At 60.5% G+C, this 19,427-nt stretch carries 24 protein-coding genes; all 24 read right to left on the bottom strand.

Annotation, left to right across the window (positions count from 1 at the left end):
• Positions 1 to 48 precede the first annotated feature (48 nt).
• Positions 49 to 1,545 carry a phage tail sheath subtilisin-like domain-containing protein gene (locus tag AWU82_RS16270; RefSeq protein WP_064379042.1) on the bottom strand — a complete coding sequence of 499 codons (1,497 nt, stop codon included), beginning with the start codon at positions 1,543 to 1,545 and terminating at the stop codon, positions 49 to 51.
• Positions 1,545 to 1,724 carry a DUF2635 domain-containing protein gene (locus AWU82_RS16265; RefSeq protein WP_007954893.1) on the bottom strand — a complete coding sequence of 60 codons (180 nt, stop codon included), beginning with the start codon at positions 1,722 to 1,724 and terminating at the stop codon, positions 1,545 to 1,547. The genes AWU82_RS16270 and AWU82_RS16265 overlap by 1 nt, the downstream gene beginning before the upstream one ends.
• On the bottom strand, positions 1,721 to 2,305 hold the full coding sequence (locus AWU82_RS16260) for a phage tail terminator protein (RefSeq protein ID WP_064379041.1): 585 nt from the start codon (positions 2,303 to 2,305) through the stop codon (positions 1,721 to 1,723). Before AWU82_RS16260 ends, AWU82_RS16265 begins: the two co-directional genes overlap by 4 nt.
• A 61-nt stretch (positions 2,306 to 2,366) precedes the next feature.
• A complete protein-coding gene (locus AWU82_RS16255) occupies positions 2,367 to 3,395 on the bottom strand; it encodes a phage late control D family tail protein (protein ID WP_064379040.1) in 1,029 nt (342 codons plus the stop codon).
• Between the two features lie 9 nt (positions 3,396 to 3,404).
• On the bottom strand, positions 3,405 to 3,617 hold the full coding sequence (locus AWU82_RS16250) for a tail protein X (protein ID WP_064379039.1): 213 nt from the start codon (positions 3,615 to 3,617) through the stop codon (positions 3,405 to 3,407).
• Positions 3,610 to 3,993, bottom strand: coding sequence for a phage tail protein (locus tag AWU82_RS16245; RefSeq protein WP_064379038.1), 384 nt, complete (start codon positions 3,991 to 3,993; stop codon positions 3,610 to 3,612). The genes AWU82_RS16250 and AWU82_RS16245 overlap by 8 nt, the downstream gene beginning before the upstream one ends.
• The gene (locus AWU82_RS16240; protein WP_064379037.1) at positions 3,990 to 6,188 is read right to left on the bottom strand and encodes a phage tail tape measure protein; all 2,199 of its coding nucleotides are present in this window, start codon (positions 6,186 to 6,188) and stop codon (positions 3,990 to 3,992) included. The genes AWU82_RS16245 and AWU82_RS16240 overlap by 4 nt, the downstream gene beginning before the upstream one ends.
• 128 nt (positions 6,189 to 6,316) lie before the next feature.
• Positions 6,317 to 6,898 carry a phage tail assembly protein gene (locus AWU82_RS16235; RefSeq protein WP_064379036.1) on the bottom strand — a complete coding sequence of 194 codons (582 nt, stop codon included), beginning with the start codon at positions 6,896 to 6,898 and terminating at the stop codon, positions 6,317 to 6,319.
• Between the two features lie 99 nt (positions 6,899 to 6,997).
• The gene (locus AWU82_RS16230; protein WP_064379035.1) at positions 6,998 to 7,504 is read right to left on the bottom strand and encodes a phage major tail tube protein; all 507 of its coding nucleotides are present in this window, start codon (positions 7,502 to 7,504) and stop codon (positions 6,998 to 7,000) included.
• Positions 7,504 to 8,670: a phage tail sheath protein gene (locus AWU82_RS16225; RefSeq protein ID WP_064379034.1), complete on the bottom strand. Its 1,167-nt coding sequence runs from the start codon at positions 8,668 to 8,670 to the stop codon at positions 7,504 to 7,506. Before AWU82_RS16225 ends, AWU82_RS16230 begins: the two co-directional genes overlap by 1 nt.
• Positions 8,671 to 8,672: 2 nt before the next feature.
• Complete coding sequence (locus AWU82_RS16220) at positions 8,673 to 8,858, bottom strand: hypothetical protein (RefSeq protein WP_039771239.1); 186 nt, start codon at positions 8,856 to 8,858, stop codon at positions 8,673 to 8,675.
• Between the two features lie 101 nt (positions 8,859 to 8,959).
• Positions 8,960 to 9,505 carry a DUF4376 domain-containing protein gene (locus AWU82_RS16215; RefSeq protein ID WP_064379033.1) on the bottom strand — a complete coding sequence of 182 codons (546 nt, stop codon included), beginning with the start codon at positions 9,503 to 9,505 and terminating at the stop codon, positions 8,960 to 8,962.
• A gap of 9 nt (positions 9,506 to 9,514) precedes the next feature.
• Entirely contained in the window at positions 9,515 to 12,457 is a 2,943-nt protein-coding gene (locus AWU82_RS16210; protein ID WP_085655606.1) for a tail fiber protein, read from the bottom strand.
• Complete coding sequence (locus AWU82_RS16205) at positions 12,458 to 13,093, bottom strand: phage tail protein I (RefSeq protein ID WP_064379032.1); 636 nt, start codon at positions 13,091 to 13,093, stop codon at positions 12,458 to 12,460.
• Positions 13,090 to 14,085, bottom strand: a complete 996-nt coding sequence (locus AWU82_RS16200) for a baseplate J/gp47 family protein (protein WP_064379031.1) — start codon at positions 14,083 to 14,085, stop codon at positions 13,090 to 13,092. Before AWU82_RS16200 ends, AWU82_RS16205 begins: the two co-directional genes overlap by 4 nt.
• Positions 14,082 to 14,414 (bottom strand): hypothetical protein, encoded by a 333-nt coding sequence (locus AWU82_RS16195; RefSeq protein ID WP_007954853.1) that lies wholly within the window; start codon positions 14,412 to 14,414, stop codon positions 14,082 to 14,084. Before AWU82_RS16195 ends, AWU82_RS16200 begins: the two co-directional genes overlap by 4 nt.
• Before the next feature lie 14 nt (positions 14,415 to 14,428).
• Entirely contained in the window at positions 14,429 to 15,037 is a 609-nt protein-coding gene (locus tag AWU82_RS16190) for a phage baseplate assembly protein V (RefSeq protein ID WP_064379030.1), read from the bottom strand.
• Positions 15,038 to 15,040: 3 nt separating this feature from the next.
• The gene (locus tag AWU82_RS16185) at positions 15,041 to 15,562 is read right to left on the bottom strand and encodes a hypothetical protein (protein ID WP_064379029.1); all 522 of its coding nucleotides are present in this window, start codon (positions 15,560 to 15,562) and stop codon (positions 15,041 to 15,043) included.
• Between the two features lie 74 nt (positions 15,563 to 15,636).
• The gene (locus AWU82_RS16180) at positions 15,637 to 15,975 is read right to left on the bottom strand and encodes a phage holin family protein (protein ID WP_064379028.1); all 339 of its coding nucleotides are present in this window, start codon (positions 15,973 to 15,975) and stop codon (positions 15,637 to 15,639) included.
• 110 nt (positions 15,976 to 16,085) lie between these two features.
• Complete coding sequence (locus AWU82_RS16175) at positions 16,086 to 16,664, bottom strand: DUF642 domain-containing protein (RefSeq protein WP_064384039.1); 579 nt, start codon at positions 16,662 to 16,664, stop codon at positions 16,086 to 16,088.
• A 4-nt stretch (positions 16,665 to 16,668) separates the two neighbouring features.
• The gene (locus AWU82_RS16170) at positions 16,669 to 16,860 is read right to left on the bottom strand and encodes a Com family DNA-binding transcriptional regulator (RefSeq protein ID WP_084776901.1); all 192 of its coding nucleotides are present in this window, start codon (positions 16,858 to 16,860) and stop codon (positions 16,669 to 16,671) included.
• 143 nt (positions 16,861 to 17,003) lie between these two features.
• A complete protein-coding gene (locus tag AWU82_RS16165; RefSeq protein ID WP_223290640.1) occupies positions 17,004 to 17,429 on the bottom strand; it encodes a tail fiber assembly protein in 426 nt (141 codons plus the stop codon).
• Between the two features lie 124 nt (positions 17,430 to 17,553).
• Positions 17,554 to 17,973, bottom strand: a complete 420-nt coding sequence (locus AWU82_RS16160) for a tail fiber assembly protein (protein ID WP_064379027.1) — start codon at positions 17,971 to 17,973, stop codon at positions 17,554 to 17,556.
• A 527-nt stretch (positions 17,974 to 18,500) separates the two neighbouring features.
• Positions 18,501 to 19,235, bottom strand: a complete 735-nt coding sequence (locus AWU82_RS16155; RefSeq protein ID WP_045121746.1) for an XRE family transcriptional regulator — start codon at positions 19,233 to 19,235, stop codon at positions 18,501 to 18,503.
• Positions 19,236 to 19,427 lie beyond the last annotated feature (192 nt).

The following is a 19,427-nucleotide window of genomic DNA, read 5'->3' as shown; positions in this document are numbered from 1 at the left end:
AAAAAGCCCACGCAAGGTGGGCTGAAATCACAGTGTCAAACGGGCCGATCAGGCGACGTCGTCGTACTGCAGGCGGAACTGGTTGAGCAGTGCGAACACGCGCAGACCGTTGATGTAATCCGGCGGGAACAGCACGTTCACGCGGCTCGGGTCCTGCACGTCGCGCTCGACGATCAGGTGCTCGGCGAACAGCTCGGCGTTTTCCACGTGGCCTTCGAGTTCGAGCTTGGCGTACTGGGCGATCAGCTCGCCGCGAATGGTCGCCGGGGTGACGATCGGCTGGCCGGCGCCGAAACGGGTGCCGTCGGAAGCCAGTTTGTGGCGACCGTACTTGCTGGTGATCACGCTTTGCAGACGACGCACGATGAACGCCGACTGGTGCATGGTTTCGCTGTCCAGGTACGAGTTGTCAGCCTGGCCGTAGGCGTTTTTCTGGTAGGTGGTGATCGAGCGCTGGATGCGCACGTAGCCGCCTTCGTAGTACGCGGTGGCGATGCCGTAGTTGAGCAACGACTGACGCTCGGTCAGGGTGAAGCGCTCGCTCGCTGGGGCCGGATCGACGCCTGGCAGGCTGCCGCTCTGGGTCGGACGGCTGGCGTCGGCGGAGATGAACACCGCCGTGCGCGCAGCCAGTGCTGCGGCCTGTACCCACACCGGTTGCGGAACGCCCGGCTCCAGCGCCTGAATGGTCATGTGCTGGTCGTTGCGTGCCTGACCGGCTGCCACCAGCGTGCCGACGGTGCCGCGCTTGGCGCTGTAGACGTGACCGAACAGTTGCTTGGCCCACGACCAGCGACCGGTGCTGTCGTCCATCACCGCTTGCCAGGTGTTGAGGGTGGCCAGGTCGGACCATGGCAGTGCGATGAATTCGAACGGCTCATCGCCCAGTGCAGCAACCGCTTCAACCTGGTCCGGCACACCGACGCCGCCGGTCATGGCGGTGATCGCGGTGGTCAGGCCGGCCGGGGTTTCTTCGCCGTTGCTCTTGCCCAGGCGATTGAATTGCAGGCTGATGTCGTTGCCGCTCTCGCCGGTCCATTTGGCGTTCAGAGTGACGACGCCTTCAGCGGCCGCAGCGCTCACCGGCAGATCGGCGGTGGCGTTGATTTTCTGGGCCAGGGCGCTGGCCGCCTGGGCAGCGGTGGCACCGTTGACCACGGTAGCCTGGACGCGGACGCCGCCGACATACAGGTTGAGCACGCCAGCCTGGGTCGCGGTGCCGGTCAGGGTCAGCACGCCTTTGGCGATGGCGCCGGTGGCGTTGTGCAGCGGCAGGCACCAGATCTCACCGATCGGGTCGGCCTTGCGGAAGGTCTCGTACATCGACGCCAGCATCGAGCCCTGGCCACCAATGCTCTTGGCCAGCGCCACGCTGGAAACCAGCACCAGTTTGCCGACTTCGCCCGGGGCGATGTTGTCGTTGACCTGCGCCACGATCAGGCGGCGCATGGACGAGGACGCACTATTGGCGGCCGAATTGTCCATTTCGGCATAGAACAGCGGTACACGAATGTCCGCAGGAATGTTGCTGAATCCGATCGCCATTATTTGGCTCCCTTTTGTTTGGCTGTTGCGGTTTTGAGGGTGATATCGCCGTCGGCCAGACGCCGGCGCCACCAGGCGCTGTCCAGCACTTCACGGCCTTCCAGTGGCAGCAGGTCGCCGGCTTCCGGGTCCGGCACGGCACGGCCGGCGGCCGGCACTACGGTGATGCGGTTGCTCATGGGGTTACGTCTCCAGAGAAAGTCATTTCCACGCGCCCGTCAGGGCCCGGGCGTTTCAGGTTGGGGTCGGCCGGGTCGATCGCATCGACCCGCACGGTGGCCCCGGTAAAGGACGACAAACCGTCCAGTTCGCGTTCGTGCCAACTCTCCGCAGGCTGACTTGGCAGATTGCGGCCCTGCTGGAACTCAGCGAAAAAGCGCAGCCGGTAGAACGCGCGGCTGCTGTTGATCGAGACCGTTTCGCCGCCGTCGTAAACGATGGCGCTGTAGTTGGAATCGGGTTTGAAACCCACCAGCGCACGCCACAGTTCGGCGCGCAGGTCGTGCAACAGATCCAGCGCTTTTGTAGCGTCCGTGGCATCAAGCACCAGGACGATTTCGAAGCGGTCGCGGATCGGCTGGATGGCGGAGTTCTGTGCGGTGCTGGCGCTGGCCAGATCCTCCAGCGGTAAAACATGGGCCGAGGGCATCGGCAGATTCGGGTCGCCTTGCAGAAGCACCAGGTCGACACCTGTCGCGATATGGCCGGCAAGGCTTGGGCATTGCGCACGCAGCTGCGTGAGGATCGGGGAGATCTTCATGGGGAGCGTTCCAGGATGTGTGAGTGACCACAGTGAGGTGTGTGGCGGTGAGACCGGGGGATCAGTCCCTGGCTTTTGCCTCGGGATCCCGACCGGTCGCTTCGATCAGACAGCGATAGCTTTCTTCGCGCTTGCCACTGGCGGTGACCTTTTCAATCGACCAGCGCCCGCGCATGAAATCCGGCCAGGTACCGTCGAGCACCAGCAGACCTTCGGCCGCCAGCAACGGATCGCCCGGACAGGTGACCTTCAGCTTGTATTTCTCGCGCAGCATCTTGCGCACTTCGGCCTCGCCGATGGCTTTGGCTTCTTCTTCGCTGGCCAGTTTCTGGCGGATGACCTTATAGGGTTCGGAACCGGTGATCACTTCGCGCAGCTTGCCGAGCGCACTGTCCCAGAATGAGGTTTTGCAACCCTGATTCTGGGTGCGGGCGGTTTCTTCCAGCGTGGCGCTGATGAAGGCGTGATCGCCCGGTCGATTGTTGTGGGTGACCGCCAGCCTGACGTCCGGTATGACCTGGCCCGACAGGTTTTTGAGCTGTGCCGGTTTCGCCAGTACGTAGAGGTCGTTGAACGGTTTGGCCACCGCGTCGTACTTTTTCGCCAGGCGTGTGATGAAGCCCATGTCGGTTTCGTTCGACTGGTCGACATGAGCGATCCTGATCAGCGCCAGTTCGGGATCCACGCGCGGCGAGAATCCGTGTCTCGAGACCAGCTCGCGAAACAGTCCGCCAAGGGTTGTAGGGCCATGACTGGCCGTGCGCCGTTCCTTGAATCCGGTGTCGTCCTTGCCGCTGAAAGGCGCGGCGGTCGCGACCAGCGTCAGGCGCAGCGGGAACAGCGTGGGTGTCAGTCGAGTGACCTTGAACTGGCCTTTTTCGACCAGCCCGGTCTCCAGATACCCCACCCGCAACCCGATGGTTCCGCCCAGGGTCGGCAAGCCTTCAAGGCCTTCCAGGTCGATCACCAGCGTCAGTTGATCGGACTCCATCCCGGCGGCATCGATGTGTTCCCAACTGATCAGGCGCTGGTTGAGCAGGTCCTTGTGGGCGCCGTAGATTTCGATCGCCGGCGTAAATCCCTGTGCCATGCAGCCTCCTTAATCCCAGGCCAGAACCGGTTTGATTGCGGCGGGTTTCGAATCGAGTTCCGGCAGCGTCACCCAGACACCGGCCGGCAGGATCGGGCCCTGCTCGGCCAGGGTCGGGTTGAGTGTCCACAGGGCTTCTTCGGCGCTGTCATCGCTGCGACCGGTTTCGCGGTACAGCAAAAGATTCACCGAATCACCGGCCACGCTTCGTACCTTACGCATTGTTGAACTCCGACAATCCGATGACCCACTTGATCACCATCGCGGTGCCGTCATCGATGACCTCGCTCTGGTTTTCGTCGATGCTGTTGATCCGCCACAAACCCCAGTTGCGGCCGATGCCGTCAATCAACGGCAACGGTGCACGCAGTGCTTGCAGCGCACGAAGTTCATCGAGCCGTTCCATCCCCACGGCGTACATCGAGGTACCGGAGATGGTCAGGGTTTCAGGCTTTTGTCCTGTCTGATGGGATCTGGGTTTGCTGTTGAGGATCTGCAACTCGGTCCAGCCACCCTCGGATTTTCGCGACAGCGTGCTGTAGGCAAAATCCCGGGACAAACCGAAGATGAAACTGCCCAGTGCCATTTGTTGTTTCATGTACCGGCTCCGTCAGTCAGGGCTGCATCACGACGCGTCCCGAGTGGGTTTCCGCCCATCAGCAGCGGCATGAATTGGCCATGGAATTGACCGGAAATCTGTTGCTCGATAATCGACTGAATCTGTTGGGCAGTGTCGGGGGCAGGACAGTTGACCTGGATCGTCGGAGAGAAGGAAACCTGCTGGTTTTGCGTCTGTGCGCCAGCCAGGTCTTTGGCGACTTCGGCCGGCGGTGCGAGTTTGTCCGGCGCGCTGGACATGAGTTTCTCACCTAAAAAGCCTCCTCCCTCAGCGCCCAGCCATCCCCCGACCAGTCCACCAATCAAACCGCCAAGTGCAATGCCCGGCGCCAGCCCCACACTTCCTATGGAGGCGCCGATTGAGCTGCCGGCGACCGCACCGGCCCAGGCGCCACCAGCGGCACCGAGACCTTGCGCGATCTGCTGTTTGTCACCGCTGGCAATACCTGCGGCGACAGCCGAAGCACCAATCGCCGCCTTCGCCTGCCAAGGCATCCAGCGCGAGGCCGGCTGCACCGATGCGAGCACAGGCTCCAGCCCCGGGGCAGCAACCCTTGCAGTCTGTTCGAGTATTTTCAGACCGTTGCCAGCGCTGGCACTGCGACTGGCCAGAGCCAAGCCCTGAGTTTCAACCACGGCCGTCGCAGAGGTTGCTGCAGACAAGCCGAGCTTTGAACGACCGGGAAGGTAACTGGCAGCTTTATCAACGATCCATTTGCCTCCCCGATCTTTTAGCTCACCGACCACCGCATCGGTCACGGCGTCGAACACCGGTTTGATCCAGGCCGTCGCCGTCAGAACTGCACCCGTGGTTTTCGGGTAGGTCTCGGCCAGATCGCTCAGCCTGTCTATCGAATGGCTCTCACCGGGCGTTTCGATATCCGGCGCCAGTGCATTGCCTTTGGCGACCGCCAAACGTTCCTCACGGGCATTCCTGATGTTCCATTGCCCCTGCTGAGTATTGGCAAGTGCCTGTGCGGACTCCCTTACCGAGCTTTTATCACCCAGCTTCGATGTCGCGTATCGGCTTTTGTCGCTGACCAGGTAAAAGGCTTCGTTCACCTTGCCGAGGTCCTGAGACAGCGACAACGCGGCGTCTCCACTGTCCGCGAACAATGTCCGGGCCAATGTCGAGCGCTGCTCCACCGGTCTGGTATTCAAGGCCGCAAGCACCGACAGAACAGCGCCTTGGGCATTCTGTTTGTCAGGATCACGCATGGCTTCGGCCACTGCCTTGGGATCCAGGCCCAGTTGCTTCCAGGCACCTTTCTCGGCCATCGAGGCTTGATCGCCCTTGCCCAGTGCATCGGAAATGTTCTTCAACGCATTGCCGGCATCGTCTTTTTTCGCGCCGCTGTTCAGCAGCGCTGCCGTCAATGCCGCGGCCTGCTCAGGCTGCAAGCCTGCGCTGATTGCCGCCTCGCCTGATTGCTGCAGAACAGAACCAATATCAGCCGCCTGGACATCTCCGGGTATTTTGCCGAGATGATTGGCCGCATCCGCCAGATCAAGGGCTTGATCGCGCGAGAGCTTCATCGAAGTGCGCCAGACCTTCAACATTTCACCGGCTTCCAGCCCGGTAACTTTGAATGCCGATGCAGTAATGGCCGCATCGCTGGCAAAAGTGAGCAATTCGCGTTTCTTGCCCTCGGCGTTTACCGCTTCGCTGCCGACTCCCGCCTTGGCTGCCAGTGTTTCAATCCTGACCAGCTCAACCCCGGTAGTGCCTCCGGCGGCCACCAGAGTGGCACTGGCCATTTTCAGGCTAGTGAGGGCCATGTCTTTCCCGTCATCGCGGGAAAGCTGCGCCACACTCGCAAGAGTGGCCGCTGCCGAATCCATGGTCATCGCCGCCTTGCGCGTCTCGGGAGGCTCAGCGCCCCCGGAGGATTTTTCCGGTGTTTTCTGCCCGCCGGATGACTCACTCTTCGCTCCGGCACTCGCAGCCTGTGGCAACCCACGCAAGGCGGACAGGGTCACGCTCAATGCATCGATTGCCGAAGTCAGCAGCACGATTTTTCCGCTGGCCGTCAGCAGTGCCTGGCGCAGGTCGCTGGTCTGAACCAACGCGGTTTGCCCAGCACCTGCGAGCGCAGCCCTGCTCAGAGTGATACTGCCAAACCCTGCGCCGGCGCTGTCGCCGGCATTCATGAGCGAAATCTTGCTCTCTGCCATGCCGCTCTACTCCTGTTTCACGCCAAGGCGAGTGATCGCTATGTCGTAGCGGCGCAACGCCTTTTCGGCGTCCCACTCCAGAATTTCCGCCTCACTTACCGGGTAAATGAGCGGCACGATATCGAGGATTACTTCGATGTCGCGTTCTGAAAGAAGGCCGCCGGCTGGTTTAAAAAATCGTCGATGCGCACCTGCAATTGCGTCCAGTCCGGCACGCTCAACAGGGCCAGATCGGGGATCATCAGGCCGGTGCAATGGGCGGTGATGAACTCGGCGCGTTCCTTGGCCGTTTTCAGTTTCTTCATCACTTTGGTGGCCCGCAGCGCCGGCATTTCCAGACTCAGCGAAGTCACGGTGCGGCCGGTGACGGCGAGCGGCAACAGCAGTTGCACCTGATCGGGATCATCGGATTTTTCCGCGTCTTCGACCTGTTCGAGAAAGAACGACGCCGGACGGGTCGAGAATTCGTGAACGTACTGCGCGATGGTCACGTAGTCCGGACGCTTGAGCTGGTCGAGTTCCTTGACCGACAAGCCGGTGGCCAGCAGCGCCAGTTCGAAGAACTGGTCGTCTTCGTCGTCGCCGGCGCGTTCCAGTGCTTCTTTCTGGGCGGCGTAGAACAGCGGCTTGAGCTGGATCGATTCGATCTGCGAGCCGTCGTCGCCGGTAATCGGCGACAACAGGTCATGCTTGGGTGGCATCCACGACATGTATGAATTCCTTGGTGATTCTTGAGGGGTGTTGCATTCCCTTGTGGGAGCGGGGTTTGCCCATTCCCACAGGGTTTTGTGATTGCCTCTGGCCGAGACTTACGGCATCAGCACCGCACGACGGGCATCACCGAGGATGTCGACGCCGTTGAGCACGAACTTCTGGGTGCGCACGTCGATGTCGATCACCGGCACGCCGTTTTCCAGGCGGGTGTAAGTCCGGCAGGAGAGCTCCAGCGTGGTCTTGGGTTTCTCGCCCATTTTGATCGTGCCCTCATCGAGGATCTTCAGCTTGCCGCCCACGGTGTGGTAGGTGAACCAGGTGTTGCCGTCCTGATCCTGACCGGCTTCGCGCACGTTCAGCAGGATGTCTTCGCCCAGCTTCACACCCAGTGCAAGCATGATTTCCGGGCCGGTGCCCTGCAGGATCAGCTTGGCGCCGAGTGCCTTGGCGCTCTTGGCCATTTCCTCGACGATGAAGCGCCCGCCCGTCATGTTTTCCACATCGAATTCGATCTTCGGCGGGGTGAATTCCTCCACGGTCGCCGACAGCGGCAGGCCTTGCAGGGTGGCCGCGATGGCTTGTCTATTACGGTTGGTAAACATTAGAGAACGTCCTCCAGGAACTGCTCGATGATTTCATCGCGGGCGTTGAGTTGATAAACCATGTGTTCGTTCGGCGCGTAGCGGCCGTAGTCGATGACCACGTACCAGGTGCCGTTCTTGTACTTCTCGACGCTGTTGAGTTCCGGGTGCAGATACACGCTGCCGCCGGGAATGGTTTCGTCGGCGACCAGGGTCTGCAGCCAGTCGTTGATGCGTTTGACTTCCTGATCCATGAACGACTTGGTCAGGTTCTTCGCCATGGCTTTCTGGCCGGCCTTCACCAGCTTGCGGCTGATCGCGTCTTCCAGACCGACGTAGCTGATGAACTTGCCGGTGATCGAACGGTTGCCCAGCAGCGAGAAGCCGCCAAGGATGGTGCGGGCGTAGTAGCTGACGCCGTAGCGGTTGAGCAGATCGCCTTCGGTGGAGGTGTCGAGGATGTTGTATTCCACGACCCGCGACACGTCTTCGGCGTAGGTCACCTGGTTGCCCGGGCTTTCCCATTGCTTGACCTTGGCCAGCGCGGCAATCGCCAGACTGGATGGCGCGAGGAACACGTTTTTCTTCGCCGCTTTCGAGTACACGGCAGGCATGTTGTGCACCACCAGGCAACGGTCGAAACCGAGATCCGCACCGCCCAGTTCCTGGCTGTACAGCACCTGATCGGCGACCGAGACGTCCTTGCCGTCCAGCACCACACGGGCCTTGATGCGCTTGCCGAACGAGGCGAACTCGCTGGCCACAGCCTTGGTGCCGGTGAAGCCCGGCGCGCCGATGATGGTCAGGTCTTCCGGGACACTGCCCAGTGCGGCCAGACCGAGCTTGCGGCCGGTGGCCGGTTCAACACCGCCGATCACGGCGTTGACGGTATCGGCCGGGGTCGCGCCCGCTTCGACGATCACCACGTACACCGGCACCTTGACCACTTTGAGGATCTGGTAGACGGCGTGGTACAGGGTGCCCTCTTCGGAACCTGTCGGATCGAGCAGCGCATGGGTGGTGAAGCTGTTGATGCGAAACGGTGCGTTGCGCGGAATCAGCGGATCGGCTTTCGGCGCGGTGCCGACCAGACCGATGACGTTGTCGCCCAGGCCCCCCATGGCCTCGGGGGATTCGGTGGCATTGACGGTAATGCCGTTGTGCTCGAAGTTCAGAACCTCAGCCATAGTCAGTCAGCCTTCTTGGCAGCGGCCTTCACGGCCTTGGTGGTAGGTGTTTTCAGCTCCAGTCGACCGGCGCTGTGCAATGCGCTGGCTTCGACGTCGAGCAGATCGAGTTCCTGGCCGACGCTCGACCAGTGCCCACCGCCGGTGGGGAATGGAACGAGCACGGTGTAGGTTTGGCGGGTTGCCATTTTTCGTTTCTCCATAAACGGGAAAGCCCCTCGTTGGGAGGGGCTTGGCGGGTGTTGAATGAATTGGGCGTCAAAGAAAACGCCCCGGGGTGCGGGGCGTTTTATTGTGGCTCGGAGGTCGGTGAAGCTGGCATGGAATCGGGCCAGCCTTCCTTGAGCATTTCATCGGAGTACGTGCCGTCCTCGATTGCCTGGAGCAATTCCAGTTCGCGGTCGAAACAAGCCTGCACGTGCGCCCTGACAGCTTTGGCAATCGCGAGAATCTGCTGCGCGCCGATCTCGACGAAACCCTCGAGCGTTTTGAAGTTGCAGCGGTAATCAGGATCGAGGATCGCCGAGATGCCAGCGCCATAGATCATCCCCGCGCTGTCACGGGAGGTTGCAACAGTCAGACCTTCCACAGAAACGACCGCGTCCTCCCGCTCATAGCGCTCGTCGGCGACCCGTTGCGCATAATCAGGAGTTACTTGCGGGAAAGGCGCTTTGACAATTTCATCGCCTACTCGACGCCAGATACCATCGGCCTCCTGGGTCAACCTGATAAACAACTTGTCATCGACTTTGACTGCCGAAGCGGGGATCGGGTGAACCCCTTCAATCAGGCAGGTTTGCAAGTTCGAATTCTCGTCAAACAGTGCGTATTTCATGATCTCTCCTTAACTGCCCACCGCGACCCAATGAAAGACCGTGACCCCGGGAAAGGTATGTTTTCCATAAAACGAAGTGAGACTTGACACACCGACATCCACATACCCGTTCACTGCCGACCCTGGGGTGTAGTTCAATGTCGCGTTCAGGCTGTACATGGCATTGGGAAACGCGATCGGGAATGCGGTGGCGATGTCCGTACCACCATTTCCGGAGACCCTGCCCCACTGAATGATCAATCCACCGAGCCAGGACGGGAAAATGATGTACCCGTTGATTTCCTTGAGAATCTGAAATCCCCAGCGGAGTTTTTTGGGTGTCACGATTGTGGTGTCGTCAGCCCCGGCATCGGTCAGCGCCTGAGTGGCGAGTTTGGCTGTGCCGTGTTTGATTTCGGTCGCTTGCTGGGCCAGAGGAGCCAGCGCTGCGACATCAATGCTTCCCTGATTGACCGGTGCGTTCCAGGCTTTGATGCACCACATGACGGCGAGGTTGCGCGGACGGGTGCCAACCAGGTGCCCATCAGTAAACAGCGCCGCCTGATTCAGCGATACAGGGGAGGTGATTTCGCCAGAAGAGAAAAATGCGGAAGGATAGTCGGCCGCAGAGGCAACGTCGCCTCCAAGTACCGGGTGAGACTTCCCACTATTGTCTGGATTGAGTTTCCAAGATGAGGCGGCAGCTTGGATAGCCTGCGCTGTCGAGGTCACCGCATCGTGCGCAACCAACGTCGCTTTTTGCCAGCTACCGATTGTCCGACCAGCGTCAACACCGCGACCATGATCCCAACCACGCAGAAACTCACCGCGAGATTCCGGCAACCGGAAGTTGCCCGCACCTTCGTCCCCCTTGTTGAACTTTGTGCCGAGATAACCCGCCAGATCCGGATAGGTCGCAATGCTTTGCACACTGCCGTCCAGCTCCAGATAACCGGCAGGAACGACGCCCGTTGGAAACGACAGGACAGCACCGACCGGAACGGAAGATTTGAGCTGTGCGACTTCATTGGCCAGTGCGGCGACGTCGATGTTTCCCTGATTGATCGGCGCGTTCCAGGCCTTGATGCACCACATGACTGCAATGCTGCGCGGACGGGTTTCCGAACCGCCAGTGGCAGTCGTCTGTGGTGTTCCGTTGCTGTCGGAGCGGTTGCCACGAGCGACCTTGTCCTGGCCAAATCCGCTCGGATTGGCAGGCGCATCAACCTGGTGAACGTGAGACTTAAGCTCATCAGGCGCCCAACTGCCAATCGCCCGACCTGGGTCTACACCTCGCCCATGATCCCAGCCTCGCAGGAACTCACCACGTGATTCCGGCAACCGGAAGTTGCCTGCACCCTCATCACCTTTGTTGTAAGTGGTGCCGAGATATGCCGCCAAATCCGGATAAGTCGAAGTGCTCTGCACACTGCCATTCAACTCAAGAAAGCCGGGCGGTACGATCCCCGTCGGGAATGCCATGACGGCACCCACCGGAACGGCAGATCCAAGCCGGGAAACTTCCTTGACCAGTGCCGCTACGTCGATGTTTCCCTGATTGACCGGCGCGCTCCAGGCTTTGATGCACCACATGACGGCGATGTTGCGGGGACGGGTTTCAGAGCCACCGACAAACCCGGTCACATTACCGCCATCGGTCACTGCATATTGCCCTGACCCCGCTACAGTCCCGACCGCAATATTCGAAATGCCCTTTGAGTTGTCGGGAATATGGGTATGGCTGTGGGAGCCGAAGAGGTCACTCTGTAAGGCGCCTATCGCCCGTCCCGGGTCAACTCCGCGCCCATGATCCCAACCCCGCAAGAACTCCCCACGCGCTTCCGGCAACCGGAAATTCCCGACACCCTCATCCCCTTTGTTGAACTTGCCACCCAGATAGGCGCTCAGGTCCGGGTAGGTCGCGCTGCTCTTGACGCTGTTGTCCAACTCCAGAAAGCCCGGAGGTGGCGAGTCAACCGGGAACGCGACAATCGACCCCACCGGCAACGCCGATGCCTTGGCAATCAGCGCCTCGACTTCAGCCTTGGTGTACGAATCCTTGATACCAAAACCGGCCAGCGTGTCGGGATTGGAGCCGGCCGTCGCGCGGCCATATTCGTCGACGCTCAGACTCTTGTAAGTCCCGGCAGCAATCCCGGTACGCCCCGCGAGCATCTTGAATGTCAGCGCGGTAGTGCCGAGGGTGATCGGCGCATTGGTGGTCAGGTGCCACAGCGAGTCGCCATTGAGCGTGCCCTCTTCCACCATCACCGTCAGGCCCGGGGTGACCTTGGCGCTGACGTTGGCATCGTTGGCCCGAATCCAGTCGCCGTTCGCCACAATCCACAGGCCGTTGTCCTTGGCCAGGGTCTGGTTCGGCAGCAGCACGCGGTCACCGGCGATCACCGCTACGCCGTCGATCTGCTGCGCGCCGTTCAACACCACGTTGGCGGTGGCGGCGACGCGCACCGACTGTTTGCCGTCGAGTTTGCCGAGTTCTTCGGCGAGGTAGCTCATGACCCAGGCGCGAGTGGCCTTGACCACGGTGTCGTCGATCAACAGCGTCACCAGCGAGGCATTGCTGGTCTCGAAAATCGAGCGGATGTAGAACTCTTTGCCCGAGCCGGACGTGGCCAGCACCGGTTTGAACGACTCCGGGTATTTGACGATGGCGTAGAGAATCCCGGTGTCGGTCCACAGTCCGGCTTCACGCACATACCAGCCGCCAACGTCTGGCGGAATGGTCACTTCCGCGAGCAGCCAGCTCGGATTCTTCTCGTCCTGGAACAGCGCATTGAGCGGACCGCGCCAGACTTCGCGTTTCAGCGCGGTAGCCGTCGCGGCCGGGTTGTAGACCGCGCCGCCGCCATCGCCGACGGAAATCTGCGTCAGCTTGATCGGCAGGCCCGCGGCCTTGCACGCCGTTTCGTAGGCAATCCCTGCGTTGGTGAGCAGGGTGTAATAGTCAGCCATTCAGGCCCCCTGAGGATAAATAGTGGATGTTTCGACGGTGTACAGCGCAGCCGCCATGAAGGCCTCGCCGGATGTCTCGAGCCCTTCGATGAACACCGGATAGACCGTGGTCAACTCACCGCAGAAGGTCGCGGCGCCGATGACGTGATTGCCGAAGGCGCTAAGCCCTACCGAAACCGACAGCATGTCCCGCTCGCTCTTGGCATCAGCCAGGCGCCGGTCGAGACGGGCGTCGATTTCTTCGCTGTAGGGTTGTTCGCTGAAGGCCCGCACGGAAAAGCTGTAAGGCTCGCCGGGCGGTGTCTGTTCGTACCAAGCGCGGATTTCCGGCCTGAGTTGCAAACCTTTGGCGGCGTTCTCCAGCGCCTTGCGAGTGCCGGCCTGGCGCGCGGTGGGCCAGGCCAGTTCGACGGTCAGGCGTTTTTCTGCTTCCGGTGCGTCGGTGCTCCATTCGGCAACACCACGATCCGCCGCCAGATACGGCAGGAACGCGACAGGTGTCGAAGCCGGGTTCATCAGTTCGGGAAACGGCGGCGCGACGCGATCAAGCAATGCGCCGAAGCCGATGTCGAGGGCCCGTTCCAGCGCCGAGCTGTTGGCTGGCAGCAGGGTCGGACGCGGTGTCTGATCGGTCATAGCGTCTGCACCTCGACTTCGACCGCCGTGCAGTACGGCGCTTGAAATGCGCTGCACACGATGGGCGTCAGCGGTTCAAGAATCTGCAATTGCACGGCGCCGGCGCTGTGCAGCGTGTAGTCGATCCAGCTCGGATCGACCCGGCCTTCCAGGCGATGGCAACTGTCGGCGTAGGCCTGCAAATGCTGCTGCGCGGCGACCTTGGTCAGACCCGAATCCGGGCCCGAATTGATCTTTGCCACGACGCGGATTGTGTAGCGCTGAATCTCTGCGCCTTTGACTGTGACCTTGTCCGTCTCCGGACAAACATCGGGCCGGGCAAAGTGTTGGCGTACACCTTCGAGCAGCGTCGGGGACGGTGTACCGTCGCCCTCGCGGGCAAGCACGGTAACTTGCACTTCGCCGGGCGCGGTGCGGCGACCATTGCCATCCTTGACCTGCGCGGCGAGGCCGTCCGGGTCGAAGGTGTAAGTGACATTCACAACACCCGCATCGGTGGATTCGACTTTCACTGTCGGCCGTTCACCGAGGGTGAACACCTCGCGGCGATACTGCATCCGCGAGCCCGCCGCCGGCGCATGGGGCGCCAGGTAATAGCGCAGCCGGGCGTCATCATCACTCTCGTAAATCGCAGGCACCGGCGGGAATGCCGCCGGGTCGCCCGGATCGAGCAACTGTCGCTCCAGGCCCATGTCCGCCAACCGCGCATCAAGATTGCTGCCGGTGGCCCACCACGCCAGCATCTGCTTGATCCGGGCGTTGTATTTGCGTTCGTGGGTTTGCAGGCGAACGCAGAAAGCCTCCAGTGCCAATGTCAGCAGTTCGCTTTCGTTTTCCAGGCTGGTCTTGAGCTTTTCCGCGCTCTGCGGCGAGCGTGCGCCGACGTACTCGACGACGAAGGTCTTGAACTCGGCGAGCAGATCCTCGAAGGCATCGACCTTGATCAAGGAGGGTTCGGCCAACTGGTTCTGGCCAGGGATCAACATGCTCATGTCACGACCTCGAAAGTCTGTTGGCGGTTTTTCCAGGTGCCGGCAAATCGCAACAGCAATCCCGCGCCCTGTCGGGTGGCGACGATCACGCCGGGCTGGAAATCGCCGATGCCGTTTTGCGGGTTGTAGAACGCCTGGGCCGCGTGGCTCTGGGCGAGCAACAGGATGTCGTCGCCCAGGTTCTGCCCCAGCAGCGTGGGGATCAGCGAACCGTACAAGGGCCGTTTTTGCCGGGTGCCCAGCGGCGTGGTCAGGGCCCGGGTCGCGCGCTGCACGAATTGCAGCCAGTCGTCGACCGTGGCCCCGCTGTCTCTATCGATTCCGATCATGGGAAGCTCTTGATTCAGGGGCTGATGACACGGCCTTGGTGATCCACCAACGGGCCGCTGAAATGCACGCCCGAGGCGTCGATGGTCAGGCCGACCGCGCCCAGTTGCAGGTTGATCGCTTGCGGGGTCATCGCCAGCCGTGCCGGACCGATGCTCATCACAAGCGCTTCGCGAGAACCGTTGAAGGCGGCCGGACCGTTTTGCCAGTGCAGCGTGTGCGTGGCGTCGTCGTAGCCGCTTTCGCTGCCGTCCTGATGGACGCGACGAGTCAACGTCGGGATCGTCGAGGTCGGCGGAAAACGGTCACTGTTCAGGCCGAACAGCGCCACGCTTTGTGCACCGCTTTCGCCGCTGCCGTAGTTCAGCAGCAGACACTGTTCGCCCACCGTCGGGATCCGCGACTCGCTCTGCGCGCCGGCACTCGGGTTGAAGAACTTGATGGCCGGGGTGAGCAATCCACCGTGGCTGACCCGGCAGGTGTTACTGGCGGCATCGACTTCCTGACAGATGCCGATACGGCAATAACTCTCGGCGCGCCGGTGCAGGTCTTCGATCTCCGCTTCCATCTCGGCCAGGCGCTCGATGATCGGGCCCAGCTGCATTCGCAGTAACGCGTCGAACATCGATCAGGCCTCCAGCGAGGTGTATTGGTCGGGATCGTCGATGTCGCTGACTTCCCAGGTGCGGGCGAATTTCGGTGTGCCGAGCGGGTCGTCGAGCAAGGTCGGGCCAAGATAGAGGGTCTGGTTGAATGTCAGGGTCCACGCCTTGTTTGGCTGATCGGCGCGAATCGCCAGTGAAGGTAATCCATCGATGTTCATCGGCAGATCGCATTGATCGCCGGGCAAGCCCCAACGGTTGTCGGTGACCAGATTCTTCAGGGCGGCGATCAGGTCACAGGCGGCAAACGCCGTGGCAGACAGCGCCGGAATGACTTGCAGCGACAGCGTCAGCACATGGGCAATGCGCCCGGTGGCGGCGCGCTCTCCCGATGCATTTCGCTCGATGTCGATCAGCACCCAGGCCTTGTCGCCGGGGGTCGTGAAGTCATCGTGATTACCGACCTGCACGTTCAGCTCGGAGCTGTTGCGCAAGGCTGTCGCCATCGCCGTGAACAGCTGCGAAGGCTGCTGGATCGGTGTGGGCATGCTTGACCTCCTTTTTCTGATGTCCACGCGAAGTCCCGCCGCACGGCGTGCAGCGAGACAGGAAAGTGAATGGGTTATTGCGGGTCGCGCGGCGGAACTTCGCAGACGCCGATGCGCTTGGCAGCCCAGCGTTCGTAAAGGCCGATGGCGACGTCGGCACCGGCCATTGCAGTGAGGCAACCAAATGCCCCGGCGGCCCAGATCGACAGCCCGGCGGCATACAGCAGCATGATCGCCGAGACACCGCAGATCATGCAGGCGCCGGAGCGCAGGGCCAGGCGTCGCAGTAGTGGCCAGCCACGGGCGCCTTCCTTGTCGGCGCGCCACATTTCGCCGGACACCCCGCCCACGACGGCAAGGAGGATGACCAGCCAGATCGGCATGTCAGCCAATGCTTGTTGCTCGGTTGTCATGTCACGCCTCCTGAAAGCGTTGATGAATGAAGAGAAGTGAAGAGGCGACACCGGACGGGTGTCGCCTCTGAAGCGGGGAAGAACAGCTACAGGTTCCGCGCATTCAGCAGTTACAGGCGCTCGACAATGACGTTGTCGATGAAGGCGTAGTTGGCGTACGGGTTCTGCTCGTTGGAAAACGCCAGAGTTGTCTGCGCGGTAATCGCGGTGAACTCGTAAGTGACGGTGCTCCACTCGACCGCGACGCCTTTGGCTGTCGGTGTGTTGAACGTAGCGGTTTGCCCGGCCACTTTCACCTGAATGACACCGTCGCCGGAGCGGCTGGCGAATCGGGAGTTGCCGGCACTGAAAGTCAGACGGTACTTGGCGCCCGGAGTGGTCGCGAAATTCTGCTGAATCCCGCCACCGTTGCCATAAACGTAGTTGGCCAGGTCGACGATCATCACGCCATCTGCTGCCACAGAACCGCCGATGGCATTGGGCATGTTGAAGTATTCGGCACCGGACAGGAACGTCGTCCAGCCTGTGATGGCATTGGTTTTTGCCGGGGTGTCCAGAATGCAGCCACCACCGCATGTCGATTGTTCAAAGCTGCCGTTCACCAGGAGGTTGGCGGCGATTGCGCTGCCGCCATTGCCCAGCAGTGCAATAGCGAGAAACGGAGCTACGTATTTCTTGAGAATATTCATGTCTTTACCTATGAGGAGATTGATCAGGTTGTGCTGGCGATGCAGCACGCATGTCGCTCACAGGCGATCGCTCGAGACTCGTGGCCTTCACATGATTCAATGTTCCGCAGCGGGAACATTTGATCTGGAGTTCTGTGTACCTACCCACCCGGGCGAGCAGTCGTTTGCAGCTGCCACAGCGGCACTCTTTCAACATCGGCAAATCCTTTTGATTCCCTGCCAGGCCATGTTCATGCCGCGAAACTTTGTTGAAGCGCCTGCATCAGGCGGATATTCCAGAAAGCCCGGCACAGGGACCGGCACAGGGACCGGGCTTTTCAGTAGTGCGCTCTTGCGCCTTTACGGCAACTCAGGCCAAACGATGGTCACCGGAAAACCCGGCTGCTTATTGACCTGAGTGAAGGCCACGCAGTACTCCTTGAACGCGGCCAGGTACACCTGCTCCGCTGTAGTGGCAATGCCCAGATCAACTTTGTATTGCAGACCGGCGGCGGCGACACGAGTGACTACGTTGTCGAACCGACGCGTCTTCTCATTGCGCAGTTGTTCGCCCAACACCGATTGGCCCCAAGGGAACTCGGGTGCAAAAGACCAGACGCCGTCGGTGTTGACTGCGTTATGGCCGTAATCGACCTGGCCAGCCAAGGTGGCGGTAACGTCGACCCACACTTGATCGCCGGGAAATTCTTCGGTGATCGGATTGGCAGTTTCGAAAATGTTGTCGACTTTGCCATTCACTACACGTGCATATTTTTTCAAGCTCATTGCTCACATCCTTATTGGATCGCCGATATCTCGGCATACGTTGATCTGACTGCATCGGGCAGGCATTCCAAAAAGCCCGGCAATTCGCCGGGCTTTTCAGTAATGCGCTTTCACTGGAAGTAAGTCAGAAAGGAGCCACCGGCCAGTCGAGCACCGGGAACACGGATTGTTTTTTCACTTCGCTTACGGCAACGACGTACTGCTTGTAGGCAACCAGCGCCGCCTCATCTGCCGGACTGGCGATGCCAAGATCCAGCCTGTATTGCAGCGGGTTGAACCTCAGCCAGCGTTCGGCTGCGTCGAACCGTTGCTGCATGCGGGCATTGTTGATCCACTCGTGCTCGGAGACGGGGATCGCACTGAACGTCACCCCGTATGGACCGTAATCCATTCTCATTCCCGGTTGCGCGGTGGTATCACCGGTGACATCTCGCCATGCGGCATCCGGTTCACCAAGAGGTATGGCCGGCAGCGGTCCATCAGTATCCAGCACCTGAAGAACGATGATGTAATTCGCATATATTGTGAGTACGTAACGGTTCATCCTGATTTCCTTGGTTGTTGTTCAGCCGATTGCTTTATTGCAGAGGGGGGTGCAGCGATGAGCTCAGTAGGCATTCCAAAAAGCCCGGCAACCCGCCGGGCTTTTCAGTAATGCACTCCTTTGCCTTCCTTCAATCCTGTGTACGTGAAGGAAGCTGACTTTTCGGCGCTACTGGCGCGGTACGAGTCCATTCAAATTGTTTTTCCGACCGCGGTCCCTGCCCGCCGGATAACTGCTTCTGGTGCTTTACGCTGCACACCCGGGTCAGTTGCCAACCCTCTGAACCGTTGAGGCCGGTCCATCGCTGCCTGTTCTTGTGGAACTAAAGAGCTGTTGTTGCCAGCCGCTTTGTCGAGCGGCTTGGTGGCAAGAATATGCATGGATGCATATACAGTCAATGCGTAAATGCATTTATTTATGCACGAGAAATGCGCGGATGCATGGAAGCCCCGCCAATCAAGGGTTGCCCGGTTTTCTACAGGCGAAAAAAAACCCGCCGAGGCGGGTTTTATCCGAAAGGGATCGGGTTACCGGGCGTACATGCCCCACCAGAAGACGTGACCGAGGATGACGATCTGCTCTTCCTGCATGTCCTGGAAGCTGTAGTCCTCGTCCGGATGCTCATCGCGATTGAAGCTGCGCAGACGGATACCGGTAGGCAGGCGATAAAGCTGCTTCACCCGCAGTTGACCGTTGTGGTTGATCGCATAAAGGTCGCCATCGATGATGTCGCCGATCCCGCATTTTCCCGCGTTGACCCCAACCGTGGCACCGTCGCGCAGCACCGGCAACATGCTGTTGCCCCGTACCGTCACGCATTTGGCCTGATCGAACTGCACACCGTTATGGCGCAGGCTGCGTTTGCCGAAGCGCAGGCTGGAGCGTTCGCTCTCTTCGATGACGAATCTTCCTGATCCAGCAGCCAATTCAACCTCGCGAAGAAAGGGCACCGACACCTCGTCGTCATCGACGGGGGTGTCGTCGTCCCACAGGCTTATGTCCTTGAGTTCGGAATGCAACTCGTCGCGTCCGGCGTTGGCGGCGGGCGCAACATCCGCGCGCCCGCGCAACTGGTCGGTGCTCACGGCAAAGTACTCGGCGATCTTCGAGATGTGCTTATCTGAAGGATCGACGATCTTCCCGCTGAGAATTCGCGAGAGCGTGGATTGAGGCACGCCGGTGCGACGGTGGAGCTCCGTGGGGGAGATCCCGTGCTGATCGAGCAGTGCTCTTAAGACGGAGGATACGTTGCGTTTTTGCATAACGCGCATAGTGCTTGAAGTTTTTCGCGAAGACAAATGCTGATTTGCATAAATCGTGCATAGTCGACGTTTTTGCACCAGATAGATGTCACCCGGCCGCGATGCCTGCGTCCGACAGACCGCCCATGGTAACCTTGCGCCCATCGCGGAAAAGCCCGGCGACTGCCGCGCTTTTGCCCCACACATTCCAAC

It is taken from the genome of Pseudomonas glycinae (genome assembly GCF_001594225.2).
GTDB classification, from domain to species: domain Bacteria; phylum Pseudomonadota; class Gammaproteobacteria; order Pseudomonadales; family Pseudomonadaceae; genus Aquipseudomonas; species Aquipseudomonas glycinae.
The sequence above is the reverse complement of the archived record's forward strand: the minus strand, read 5'-3'. Positions and strand labels throughout refer to the sequence as shown.

Bases quoted from the DNA above. Each gene is read 5' to 3' on its own strand.
- AWU82_RS16270 (WP_064379042.1), bottom strand. From the start codon at position 1,545: ATGGCGATCGGATTCAGCAACATTCCTGCGGACATTCGTGTACCGCTG.
- AWU82_RS16265 (WP_007954893.1), bottom strand. From the start codon at position 1,724: ATGAGCAACCGCATCACCGTAGTGCCGGCCGCCGGCCGTGCCGTGCCG.
- AWU82_RS16260 (WP_064379041.1), bottom strand. From the start codon at position 2,305: ATGAAGATCTCCCCGATCCTCACGCAGCTGCGTGCGCAATGCCCAAGC.
- AWU82_RS16255 (WP_064379040.1), bottom strand. From the start codon at position 3,395: ATGGCACAGGGATTTACGCCGGCGATCGAAATCTACGGCGCCCACAAG.
- AWU82_RS16250 (WP_064379039.1), bottom strand. From the start codon at position 3,617: ATGCGTAAGGTACGAAGCGTGGCCGGTGATTCGGTGAATCTTTTGCTG.
- AWU82_RS16245 (WP_064379038.1), bottom strand. From the start codon at position 3,993: ATGAAACAACAAATGGCACTGGGCAGTTTCATCTTCGGTTTGTCCCGG.
- AWU82_RS16240 (WP_064379037.1), bottom strand. From the start codon at position 6,188: ATGGCAGAGAGCAAGATTTCGCTCATGAATGCCGGCGACAGCGCCGGC.
- AWU82_RS16235 (WP_064379036.1), bottom strand. From the start codon at position 6,898: ATGTCGTGGATGCCACCCAAGCATGACCTGTTGTCGCCGATTACCGGC.
- AWU82_RS16230 (WP_064379035.1), bottom strand. From the start codon at position 7,504: ATGTTTACCAACCGTAATAGACAAGCCATCGCGGCCACCCTGCAAGGC.
- AWU82_RS16225 (WP_064379034.1), bottom strand. From the start codon at position 8,670: ATGGCTGAGGTTCTGAACTTCGAGCACAACGGCATTACCGTCAATGCC.
- AWU82_RS16220 (WP_039771239.1), bottom strand. From the start codon at position 8,858: ATGGCAACCCGCCAAACCTACACCGTGCTCGTTCCATTCCCCACCGGC.
- AWU82_RS16215 (WP_064379033.1), bottom strand. From the start codon at position 9,505: ATGAAATACGCACTGTTTGACGAGAATTCGAACTTGCAAACCTGCCTG.
- AWU82_RS16210 (WP_085655606.1), bottom strand. From the start codon at position 12,457: ATGGCTGACTATTACACCCTGCTCACCAACGCAGGGATTGCCTACGAA.
- AWU82_RS16205 (WP_064379032.1), bottom strand. From the start codon at position 13,093: ATGACCGATCAGACACCGCGTCCGACCCTGCTGCCAGCCAACAGCTCG.
- AWU82_RS16200 (WP_064379031.1), bottom strand. From the start codon at position 14,085: ATGAGCATGTTGATCCCTGGCCAGAACCAGTTGGCCGAACCCTCCTTG.
- AWU82_RS16195 (WP_007954853.1), bottom strand. From the start codon at position 14,414: ATGATCGGAATCGATAGAGACAGCGGGGCCACGGTCGACGACTGGCTG.
- AWU82_RS16190 (WP_064379030.1), bottom strand. From the start codon at position 15,037: ATGTTCGACGCGTTACTGCGAATGCAGCTGGGCCCGATCATCGAGCGC.
- AWU82_RS16185 (WP_064379029.1), bottom strand. From the start codon at position 15,562: ATGCCCACACCGATCCAGCAGCCTTCGCAGCTGTTCACGGCGATGGCG.
- AWU82_RS16180 (WP_064379028.1), bottom strand. From the start codon at position 15,975: ATGACAACCGAGCAACAAGCATTGGCTGACATGCCGATCTGGCTGGTC.
- AWU82_RS16175 (WP_064384039.1), bottom strand. From the start codon at position 16,664: ATGAATATTCTCAAGAAATACGTAGCTCCGTTTCTCGCTATTGCACTG.
- AWU82_RS16170 (WP_084776901.1), bottom strand. From the start codon at position 16,860: ATGTTGAAAGAGTGCCGCTGTGGCAGCTGCAAACGACTGCTCGCCCGG.
- AWU82_RS16165 (WP_223290640.1), bottom strand. From the start codon at position 17,429: ATGAGCTTGAAAAAATATGCACGTGTAGTGAATGGCAAAGTCGACAAC.
- AWU82_RS16160 (WP_064379027.1), bottom strand. From the start codon at position 17,973: ATGAACCGTTACGTACTCACAATATATGCGAATTACATCATCGTTCTT.
- AWU82_RS16155 (WP_045121746.1), bottom strand. From the start codon at position 19,235: ATGCAAAAACGCAACGTATCCTCCGTCTTAAGAGCACTGCTCGATCAG.